8 protein-coding genes and 4 pseudogenes are annotated in these 10,646 nt (G+C 36.0%); 11 read left to right on the plus strand and 1 reads right to left on the minus strand.

Annotated features, from left to right (window positions below; all coding sequences use genetic code 11):
• From LGZ98_RS21900 to LGZ98_RS21930, 7 genes and pseudogenes are all read left to right on the plus strand, one after another.
• A partial coding sequence (locus tag LGZ98_RS21900; RefSeq protein ID WP_262978581.1) for an ABC transporter ATP-binding protein occupies positions 1–1,553 on the plus strand: 1,553 nt, incomplete at its 5' end.
• 35 nt (positions 1,554–1,588) lie between these two features.
• Complete coding sequence (locus LGZ98_RS21905) at positions 1,589–2,830, plus strand: condensation domain-containing protein (protein WP_262978582.1); 1,242 nt, start codon at positions 1,589–1,591, stop codon at positions 2,828–2,830.
• 143 nt (positions 2,831–2,973) lie between these two features.
• The gene (locus LGZ98_RS21910) at positions 2,974–3,207 is read left to right on the plus strand and encodes a phosphopantetheine-binding protein (RefSeq protein ID WP_262978583.1); all 234 of its coding nucleotides are present in this window, start codon (positions 2,974–2,976) and stop codon (positions 3,205–3,207) included.
• Positions 3,208–3,530: 323 nt separating this feature from the next.
• Positions 3,531–3,839, plus strand: a pseudogene (locus tag LGZ98_RS21915) (IS110 family transposase); the annotation flags it as partial.
• Positions 3,840–3,949: 110 nt separating this feature from the next.
• A pseudogene (locus tag LGZ98_RS21920) lies at positions 3,950–4,239 on the plus strand (IS3 family transposase); the annotation flags it as partial.
• 25 nt (positions 4,240–4,264) lie between these two features.
• On the plus strand, positions 4,265–5,038 hold the full coding sequence (locus tag LGZ98_RS21925) for a methyltransferase domain-containing protein (protein ID WP_262978588.1): 774 nt from the start codon (positions 4,265–4,267) through the stop codon (positions 5,036–5,038).
• Entirely contained in the window at positions 5,028–5,723 is a 696-nt protein-coding gene (locus tag LGZ98_RS21930; protein ID WP_262978584.1) for a class I SAM-dependent methyltransferase, read from the plus strand. Before LGZ98_RS21925 ends, LGZ98_RS21930 begins: the two co-directional genes overlap by 11 nt.
• A 105-nt stretch (positions 5,724–5,828) precedes the next feature.
• Here LGZ98_RS21930 and LGZ98_RS21935 read toward each other — a convergent pair.
• Positions 5,829–6,089 (minus strand): annotated as a pseudogene (locus LGZ98_RS21935) (DDE-type integrase/transposase/recombinase); the annotation flags it as partial.
• A 153-nt stretch (positions 6,090–6,242) separates the two neighbouring features.
• Here LGZ98_RS21935 and LGZ98_RS21940 point away from each other — a divergent pair.
• The 4 genes and pseudogenes from LGZ98_RS21940 (at position 6,243) to LGZ98_RS21955 (ending at position 10,496) form a co-directional block, all read left to right on the plus strand.
• Positions 6,243–7,550, plus strand: a complete 1,308-nt coding sequence (locus tag LGZ98_RS21940) for an AMP-binding protein (protein ID WP_262978585.1) — start codon at positions 6,243–6,245, stop codon at positions 7,548–7,550.
• Between the two features lie 185 nt (positions 7,551–7,735).
• Positions 7,736–7,819: pseudogene (locus tag LGZ98_RS21945) on the plus strand (transposase); the annotation flags it as partial.
• Positions 7,820–8,318: 499 nt separating this feature from the next.
• Positions 8,319–8,906 carry a non-canonical purine NTP pyrophosphatase gene (locus tag LGZ98_RS21950; protein ID WP_262978586.1) on the plus strand — a complete coding sequence of 196 codons (588 nt, stop codon included), beginning with the start codon at positions 8,319–8,321 and terminating at the stop codon, positions 8,904–8,906.
• 1,005 nt (positions 8,907–9,911) lie between these two features.
• Positions 9,912–10,496, plus strand: a complete 585-nt coding sequence (locus tag LGZ98_RS21955) for an IS110 family RNA-guided transposase (protein ID WP_262978587.1) — start codon at positions 9,912–9,914, stop codon at positions 10,494–10,496.
• The last annotated feature ends 150 nt before the right edge of the window (positions 10,497–10,646 follow it).

Consider the following 10,646-nt stretch of genomic DNA (forward strand, 5'->3'; position numbering starts at 1 on the left):
TAGTATTTTTAAGGACACTATTTACTTGGTTACTAGCGTTAATTCAAAATTTAACTTTTACACTTAATTTTGGCATGATGATACGCTGGCAGGCCTATACCTACGTAGTTCAACAAAGTTTAAACTTCTTTAACAGTAAATTAGCTGGTTCCATAGAAGGCAAAGTTTGGGAGTCAGGTGGTTCTATCGTAAATTTAATTAATACACTTATTCAAACACTATGGTTTATTATTATATATACGTTAACCACAGTATTCTTAATTGGGAAAACTGAACCAACCATAGCAGGTGTAATACTTATTTGGATTGTTATTTATTTTTTTATTGCATTCTTTTATGTCCCTAGAATACGCAAGTACGCGGTACAACATTCTAATAGTGGTTCCAAAGTAAAAGGAGCAATTGTAGATAATTTTGCTAATATAGTTACATTAAAACTTTTTGGCTCTAATGCTCAAGGTTTAGGATTTGTCAAAAATAGTTTTTATAAGTATTATTCAGATACAAAACAGCTTACCAGTAGTATTGCAAATTCCACTAGTTTAATAACATTATTATCAGGCTTAATGATAACTATGATAACTTGGATGTCATTTGTCAGTTGGTCAGATAGCATTTTAACAACTGGATCAATTGCGTTTGCACTAGGTTTAGTATTGCGGTTAAATACAATGCTTTCCAGTCTGTTATCACAATTGAATAATCTTATGCGTTATATTGGTGGACTTCAAAGTTCCGCTAAGCTGGTATCAAATCCGATTGAAATAACCGATAGCCATGAAGCAACGGAACTAGAAGCATTCAAAGGAAGTATTGTTTTTGAAAATGTTTCTTTTGGTTATAATTCAAATAAGACTATAATAAAAAATTTTAATCTTGAAATCAAACCTGGCGAGAAAATAGGTATTGTTGGCCCATCTGGGGCAGGTAAGACAACAGTTTTTAACTTACTTTTACGTCTTTACGATCCCAGTACTGGTCGGATCCTGATTGATGGACAGGATATTGCTAAAGTTACACAAATATCTCTTCGTGAGCGGGTTGCTGCTGTTACACAAGAAGGCGGGCTGATTCACCGTTCTGTCCGAGACAATCTTATTTTAGGCAGGGACGATATTAGTCAGAATGATATTGAAAAGGCTATAAAACTTGCTAAAGCCGATGAGTTTATCTCAAGCCTTGAAGATAAAAAAAAGCGTAAAGGTCTTGATGCTTTTGTTGGAGAAAGAGGTGTAAAGCTTTCTGGAGGTCAACGACAGAGAATAGCCATAGCTAGAGTAATGCTAAAAAATGCATCAATTTTCTTATTTGATGAAGCTTCCTCTGCTTTAGATAGTGAAATAGAAGCTACTATTCAGAAAGAAATATTATCTAAAATGGGAGGGAGGACGGTTATTATGATTGCTCATCGTCTTTCTACTATTACTTCAATGGATAGACTAATAGTCTTACGAAAAGGTGAAATTGTAGAACAAGGAACTCATGAGCAGTTGATTAATTCAAAAGGAATATATAGTAGATTATGGAAAATTCAGTCCGGTGGATATAGCTGAGTTCAGTATTTAATTTCATCAAAGGAGGTATCGCAATGAAAGTAAATATTGCACCTTTGCAATATTGTTTGCTTGAAAATGAGAAGGTTTTTCTTGCTAGGCAGAATAACATAGGAATTATTTATGAATTACCTAATGATGTTTCCGATTTGCAAGTTAAAATGGCAGTATTGGGTGTTTTTGATGTTTTTCCTATATTAAAGTCTAAGTTTAATAAAATTTCCGGTGAGTGGAATGTCGATTTTAATATAAATGATTTTTCTCTATATTTTTCAGAAATAGAGTGTCATGAAAATAAAAGAGTTATGGATGTAGCTCATAGGGTTTTGCGTAACTATGAATATCATCTTAATATATCTGAAGGTCCATTGGTTCGTTTTTTATTAATCAAAAAAAATATGAAATATAACCTTCTTTTTCTAGGAAATCACCTTGTCTATGACAAGATATCTCTAAGAAATATAGAGTCCTGTATATGGAAATTACTCTATAATAAAAAACACTCCTTACCTAATTGCCGTTTTATAGATTGGACAGCTGAAGTTAATCACTATTTACATAATAATTTTTATAAAGATACTTCCTATTGGCTAAATACTGATTGGAGTAAGTCTGTTCATCTTCCGGTATTTCAGTATATTGAACCTGAGCCTGCAACTAGGAAAAGCTGGAAAGTCCAATTTTCACATTCAGCTAGCCAATATCTTCTTTCTTTAATAGGAACTTCTGTTACATTAATTGACCTTCTGTTGGCTAAGCTTAATTTGGCTGTTTCTGAATTTATGTCTTCCTCTTCTTCTTTATCTGTTGATCTGTGGGATAATGGACGAAATTTTCTTAAAGATAGGTATTCTGTTGGTCCACATGCTTCTTTTTGGCCTATTCTTATTAATAAGTCCTCAGGCTCTCTGTTTGAGAGTGCAAAAAAAATAGCACAAATAAGAGCAACAGCACCACCTAAGTATGGTTATCTACTAGGATGTTTTAAAGGAAGGAATGAGCATGAACGACGTCTTTTTGAAAGTATTCCTACTCCGCAGTTTAAAGTAGATTTTCTAGGTCACTTTTCGGGAAAACACAGCAATACAAAAAAAATATCAAGAGTAACTAAATTACCTTCATGTATTCCTATTGATCACTCAGCGTATTCTCATATATCAATTATTTTTTATGTTGAAAATAATATTATCATCATGAATTGGGCACATTCTTCTGTGGCACATAAAGAAGACGATTTAAAGCAGATAGCTCAGATAATGATTGATATGAGTTTGTAGATTAAAAAAATATTATCTAATTATTGCATGCCTCTATGCGGGACATTAAGCCGTTTATAGTGACTGATTGTTTGGCCGACTTCAGTCGTGAAGATCATCTAATGGTTTTGAAATATATATTATTTTTTATAAGAGGTTATATAGTGATTACTGTAGAAGAAGTTTGTGCGCAAATTTCAGCAATTGCTCATGGTGTTACTGTTAATCCAGATGGTAGGCTGGATGAAAGTGGAATCGATAGTATGACATTAGTACGATTAATTTTACAACTTGAAGATGAATTTGATGTAATTCTTCCTGATACACTACTAGGTCCGGAAACATTTGAAACACCTCGAAGCATAACTAATGCGTTAAATTTGAGTAAAGGGGAGTGATCTATATAAAGCTGTAATTTTTAATAAAAATAATTTATGTGAAATATCCATATTGTCACGGTATTTAACATCATTTTCGTGTTTTCTTGAACTCATTGTGGCGGTTATCTTTATTATATCAAAACAGCAGGAGCCGGATGCAGTAGTTCCGCACGTCCGGTTCTGAGGAGGGGCCCCCAGATGACTGAGCGGGTCTATTCACTCATCCCAACCACTTAGCCTTTGGCACAGTGCTGGAATTGAGAGATGAGGCGTGGATCCTCTCAGATTTCTAGTCTTATAGTACCTAAAAACGGGAACCCTGATGGCTGGAGGATCCACCCATGAAATTTACTCCTTTTGGCGTCGATATTGCAAAACATTTGATGCAAATTCATTTTGTTGATGAATACACCAGTGAAATCATTGATAAGCAGCTGCGGCGGCAGGATTTTTTAACGTTCCTCAGTAATCGGCAGCCTTGCCTGATTGGCATGGAAGCGTGCGGCGGAGCTCACTATTGGGCACGGGAGCTGAGAAAGCTAGGACATGAAGTACGTTTGCTTCAGGAGCGGTTTGTCAGAGCATTTCGGGTGAGCGACAAAAACGATGTACAGGACACCCGGGCCATTTGGCTGGCGATTAACGACCCGGTAAATCGGTCTTCTGGAATGCTGGCAGTGCGATTGTAGCACAACAAGCTGGCTATCTTGTTCTGGGAACCTCAAGTGCGGCAATAGCAGCTATCGATGACTTTTGAATCAGAGGAAAACCTAGCAAGTTGATGTTCTATAGCGATCAAGGTAGCCACTTATTTTTGTTGACCTAAAATCGATTTTATAATAATTCTTGATATAGGAGCGTCAATAGCCCAAATGGAGCGATTTTTTAGAAGATTAAAAACAGAATGAGTGTCGGTTACAAAAGCTCAGTGGGAAATCATTGGTTATTATGGCCGACTCAGGTCTCATCAATATAATGATAGTCTGGTCCCCAATGAATCTGAACGGTTATATTGGGAAAAACTCTACAACCGTGGTCAATTTTTATTGACCACTACAAAAGTACATTGGTTATTATGGGTCATAAGTTTATTAACTACAAAGAGCGAGCTTTATTTTACGATATAGAGTATAACAATAATGATGATGAAGATTTTATTGTACAATGCATTTCAAAATTGAATGTAAAGTCAATATGTGAAATTCCTTGTGCTACAGGAAGAAATATTACCTTTCTTTCAAACTTATGTAGCGAATTACATTTAGTTGATATAGAAGAAGAAATGCTAAATCAAGCTAGGTGTAAAAAATGTAACCATGCCGACACATATTTTTACATTTCAGATATGCAGAATGTTAAATTAGCTAGTCGTGTGGATTTAATTTGGTTTCCTCAAGGTGCGCTTCAACTGTTGAAAACAAATGATGAGTTGTTTGCAACATTTAAAAGTGCATACCATAATTTAAAAATAGGTGGAAGTTTAGTTATAGATATAGTTAATTTTTCATCTAATGATCTACCTTCATATGTATCAAATTTTAGTGATAATTATTTACTAAACTGGGAAAGGAAACTAGAAAACAAATTCATTAGTAGATATAGTAAGTCTAAATTTTTGGAAAAACGAAAATCAATTGAAATCTCATTCAAATACGAAGTGAAAGTTTACCCCTCATCAAATTTCTTCTATACAAAAATAAGTATGAGATGTATAGATTATCATGAATTATTTGAATTGTTAGAAGATTCAGGATTTAAAATTGAATGTGGTTTCGGTGATTACAAATTTGGAATACTTAACAAAAAATCACCGAACATAATATTAGTGGCCACAAGAAATGAAAATTGATTATAATGAAATTTATTATAATAACTATTTTTATAATAATTATTATGAGAGATTTATACCTGACTGTGGAGTCGAAGAGATTTTCGATTTATTAAAAAAAATTGATAAACCGGTGAATTGGTTAGATCTTGGTTCTGGTGGAATATCTTTATTTTGGGCGTTAGCTATTGATAAAATAATTTCCTTGAGTATTTCTGATTTTTCCAATGTTAGTTTAGAACTACATAAAAAAAAGTTCAGTATTTTACCTATTCCAAGAGGTTACTCTCAAGCAGCTAATAGTTGTAAAATAATCAATGCAGAAGAGCGTTATAGTAATGCTAAGAATGCGATTAAAAAATATCATGTAATAAATGCATTCTCTGAGTGGGAAATAGAAAGTGGAAATTTTGATTTAATCACTTGTTTCGGAGTTTTTAGCCTCTCAGGCTCTTTAGATTCGTTTTTAAAATGTTTTCAATATGCAGAGAAGAATTTACGAAAGGGAGGCTCTATCATAGGAGCTAATTGGATACTGTCAGAAAGCTACTCTGAAAAGATAAATATTAATAATAATTACTTGAATGACCTAAAGTTGTTCGATGCATTGAACAACTTCGGCCTATACTTGTCCAAATCAGCTATTGTTGAATTAAATGATAAGGATTATAAAAGTGTGTTGATCTACGAACTTGTCAAAGTTTAAGGCCTTTGGGGGAATATTTGCTTCATGAAAGCTCAAGGATAAGTAATAAAATATTTATGATAAAGCACTCTCAACACAAAAGAAACGATTGATAAAAGCTGAGCTTTACCATACCCGAACTGCCTATTCATCACGGTGTAACCAAAAATAAAATTGATATTTATTGACCTACCGTAGTGATTCAAGTCCTTGAAACATTGACCATGCTCTATTTGGCCATTTGAAACTATCTGTCGCCTCAACAAGCTTTTTGATTGGGGCATGATTGGATTCTATCCTGTTATTGAGGTATTTAACCAGCTGTTGCTTAGTACCACTTCGGAGCTGTCCTTCTTTGAGCAAACGCGTGATGGCATAGTCGTATGAAATTTACAGTATATGAGAACCCCACATCGATTGCCCGTAATCTTATTCATGGCTGGAAAAGCATTCATAATATCACTCAACACGATGAAAATTGAGTTTTAAAGTTTTGAGAATAAGTGATAGATAAATATTATTTAAGCAGGAGCAATATCTGTGAAAATTGTAACCGATGATGGTACTGAGTTAAACAAGTATAATTTAAATGAGAAAGGTAAGGCTCTGGCATTATCTATTCTTACTGATTCAAAAATTTCTGCTTTATGTTGCTGGTCAACTGAAAAGGTAGATTACATTATTTGTTATGAAGCCGCGAGGCTGATGGATATTCCTTTTATACCGTTATCAACATCTGTCGGATTTAATCAGGTAGCGTTATTAATAAATACCCTACCATTCTCTGTTGCTGTTTATAAAGAGAAAGAAATTATCCAATTCAAAAATAATAAGTCGCTTGATATTTCAGATTGGTTATCTGTGGCTAAACTATGTTTTTTTACCTCAGGCTCTTCAGGTGAGAAAAAATTGGTTTTTCTGTCTGATGAAAATATCAGTTCGGCTGTTGCAGGCATACAGGAAAGATTAAAATATTCCGAATCTGACCGTGTAATAAATTTCTTGCCGATGGCGTTTGATTATGGTTTTTATCAATACTTGTTGGTTAAAAATTCCGGTGCGACACTTTTTCTCATTGATCAGGGATTATCGATTGCTACAGTGAGTTTAATTGATACTGTAAATGCTTCGATTTTACCTCTGGTGCCGTCAATGGTTACGGCTATCATTTCTTTATCTGGAAAAAAGTTTAATGGTAAGTCAATAAAAAAAATAACTTCTACAGGGGAAGCAATTTCAAATGGATTAATTAACCAGATTAAAAGCATATTGGGTAATGCCGAATTTTATGCAATGTATGGCCTTACCGAATGCAAAAGAGTGAGTATATTGTTGCCTGATGATGAGCCAGATAATAAGGATTCTGTTGGTCGAGCAATCTCTTGCTCAAAAATATTTATAAAAAATCCTGATGCGCTAGGAGTAGGAGAGATTCTAGTTTCTGGCAAGAATGTTGCGCTTGGTACTATCTCATTAAATCCGTCTAAAATTATAACCCGTCAAGACTTCAATGGAAAACTGGCTACAGGAGATCTTGGCTACCTAGACAGCAATGGATTTCTATATGTATTAGGCAGAATAGACTCTCAAATAAAGATATTAGGTTTAAGAACAAGTACTATTGAAATTGAAAATGAGGCGTTATCTATCTCTGGCGTTATCACATGCAAAGTATCTGCGGATAAGGTCGGATGTTATCTGCAATGTATCACTGAAAAAAATATAACAGTAAAGTATATTCGTCAGTCATTGATGATGAAATTGGGTGAAATTGCCACAAAGCTAGTTATAACTGTGTCAGACAATTTGGAAATGACCTCTAACTACAAGTTAAAGAGAATTGATTAACTATGCTATGTAATTCAACAAGATTTGTTTATTGCCTTGGCGAAATGGAACAATATTATTAATATATTTCCAGCGCTGTAGATAAAGGAGTAATTTATTTTCCATATAACGGTTAAAACTACCGACTTTAGTCGGTCAGCTTTAGCTGCAATACTATGTTGCACGAGAGGTGCAATATGGATTGAAGGTATGGCAGCCACACGGTATTTCAGATTGAATATCATTTCGTGTGGGTAACGAAATACAGGTACAAAGTATTGACAGGTGAATAAGACCATGGTTGCGTTAGCGAATAAAAATGTCCGGATCGCGTGGGTGCTGATTTACCACCAAATGGTTTATAAACCCCGATAACAAGTGAATCATGTGGTTAAAGTGGAAGTCCATAATTTGATATATCGACAGGTAGTACCGACTCTCTGTGAACCTAGAAAAAACCATAGCTTACCAAGGCTGTTCGAGTGATGAGGGTAGAGAGTGCGGATTTTCACTAGGGCTCTTGGAAGCCGAATATATATTTGCGACTACTTTTTGTCAAAAAAATAGGTTACCTACTTGCATTGAGTCGGTATTCATATAAGCTTTTTAACACTTCTAGTTTACGGCAATTCATGTACCGCTCTTGGACTTTTAGGTGTGCTGTACCATCGTGAAAAGGGATGATCTGAAATTGGCAAAAAATTTTCCGGAATGCGGGCGTTTATTGCGCCTCCGCGAGATTAAATAGTTTTCATGCTAAACATAAAATAGATGAATTGCGACTTGATTATGAACCTCTCTTTTTACACTTCCAACACAAAGAAATATACTTATGCCCAATCTGTTTTTTCCAGCTATGCTGACATAAACTTGGTTCATAAGAGCTTCGATTTTAAGGAATTACAAACTGAAGATACTCGGGAAAATCTACTATTTAAATTAAACCAAATCCCACACGTCGATTATTCCTATGTTTTTATTGAGGACAGCTCATTCCATATAGATGCTCTTAATGGTTTTCCCTCCCTGTATACTAAATACATTTTATCTTCATTAGGCGTTCAGGGAATTATTAATCTGTTAGCAGGAAAAGATAACCGTGAATGTTATTTCACCAATCATCTAGCGCTTAGAACAAAAAATAATGAGGTGGTCTTTTTTTCAGGCACTACACGAGGGCTATCTATTTCCCATACGCCGTTAATGTGTAGTAAGGAAGAAATCTGGTCTGACCTTTGGCAGATCTTAAAAGTAACAGATGGAGAGCAGTTCTACAACCAGTTAACTGAAGCGCATAAGCATCTTTTCAATCAGCAGAATAATAATACCGATGCTTTTCAACTGCTCAGAGATCACCTCTCTGAAATAGCGTTATGAAACAGCTGAATACTCAGCTCCATATCATTAAAAACAGATTTTGCAGACGCAGGTCATCGCTCATCGCCACCGGAACTCGGTAAATCATTCGTTATGTCATTGGTTATTATAGCTAACTCAGGCAGAATCAATATAATGGTGGTCCGACCTCCAACGAATACGAACGGTTACATTAGAAAAACTCTACAACCGTGGCCAATTTTTATTGACTACTACAAATCCATATGTTTTCTGGTTCAGAAATCGGCAAGATTGCAGATCTTTGCACCAAAATTTTAGAAAAACTAGGCATAATTGTTTGTGAAAATATTGATGCTAAAGAATTCATCAAAGTTAAAACAAAAACACTATTTGGCCCGATTCAAGGAACAACCACTAATTACAAAATATTAAAGCCTCCCTAAATAGCTACTTAGAATTCTAAGATTGAAAAAGAAAATATTAAAGAGTGGAACAAATATTGAAAGAACAAAATACACTCTGTACGAAAATGACTTTAAAAGATCACTAGAAATAATGAAATGGACAATGCGCTGGGCAAAGCTATATTGATCTTGCGGGTGAAAGTCCCATCGTAGAAAGGGGTTAGCCAGACCACTACGTAGCGAGTCTTGCGTGTCCGGCGGTAACAAAGGAGACGAAGCGTAGACAGCGAAACATTCGAGCCGAAACCAAAGGGTGAATGTGATAGCTCCGAAATACACCTGATCGTGTGTGCCGATAGTTTTGCCCAGCTAGCAGGCAGCAGCGTCTGAATGGTCATACTGGCAAATACCCATTAAGCAGCACACACCGGCACCGCAGGTGTCGGCGAGTTTGTAGTGAACAGTGCAGAACCTAGGAGATCCTGATATTTCTCAATGGAGTGAGTATTTCGGGCACAAGTGCCAAACACAGGGCCTGAGAAATGAATATCAGTAAGTGGAATCAGTCATAGTAGCGTCAAAGTGGGTAATGACCGTGGAGCGAAAGGCTGACAGACAGATAGAACATAAGAGGGCAATAATGACCATACACAGCAACGACGAGCTATCATGGTTAACAAAACTTGAGCGTATTCAATGCCTGTACAGGGTTCGTCAGCGTCTAATGAAAAACCGAACTGCGCTGATTAACCAAATACGTGGGTTGGGGCTGGAGTATGGCATTACCATGCCTGAAAGTGCTCACAAGGGAGAGCGATGTTTACCGGAACATCTGAAAAATGCAGAGAATGAGTTGACGGTATTAAGCCGTCAATTATTTCAGGAGTTGCTGTTTGAACTGAAAGACCTTCAACAGAGCCTGAAAGAACTGGATAAACGCTTTGATCATCTGAATGCCCAGCATGAGGATGTCTGCCGATTGTTAACACTGCTGGATATCGGACCACTAGGCGCTTCCGCCCTGATGATAGCGTTGGGTGACAGTCAAGAGTTTAAAAACGGTCGCCATTTTGCCAGTTATCTGGGGCTGGTGCCAAAAAAGCATAGCAGTGGAGGAAAAACCCAGCGACTAGATATCAGTAAACAGGGAAATGCTTATTTGCGGAGAATACTGATCCACGGTACCTGTTCTGTCGTGTATCAACTCAGCAGACGACCTGACTAACAATGTAATGAATTACAACGCTGGCTAAAGGGTTTGATAGAACGTAGTGGTGTCAATAAGGCGGTAGTGGCGTCAGCCAATAAGAATGCCCGGATCACGTGGGCATTAGTGAATCAACAATTGGTTTATCTTCCTCAATGAAGGGAAATA

This window comes from Photorhabdus kayaii (assembly GCF_025384895.1).
GTDB lineage: Bacteria > Pseudomonadota > Gammaproteobacteria > Enterobacterales > Enterobacteriaceae > Photorhabdus > Photorhabdus kayaii.

What these genes read in the sequence shown, in the direction of transcription:
- LGZ98_RS21905 (WP_262978582.1), top strand. Translation starts at nt 1,589, where the DNA reads ATGAAAGTAAATATTGCACCTTTGCAATATTGTTTGCTTGAAAATGAG.
- LGZ98_RS21925 (WP_262978588.1), top strand. Translation starts at nt 4,265, where the DNA reads ATGGGTCATAAGTTTATTAACTACAAAGAGCGAGCTTTATTTTACGAT.
- LGZ98_RS21930 (WP_262978584.1), top strand. Translation starts at nt 5,028, where the DNA reads ATGAAAATTGATTATAATGAAATTTATTATAATAACTATTTTTATAAT.
- LGZ98_RS21950 (WP_262978586.1), top strand. Translation starts at nt 8,319, where the DNA reads ATGAACCTCTCTTTTTACACTTCCAACACAAAGAAATATACTTATGCC.
- LGZ98_RS21955 (WP_262978587.1), top strand. Translation starts at nt 9,912, where the DNA reads ATGACCATACACAGCAACGACGAGCTATCATGGTTAACAAAACTTGAG.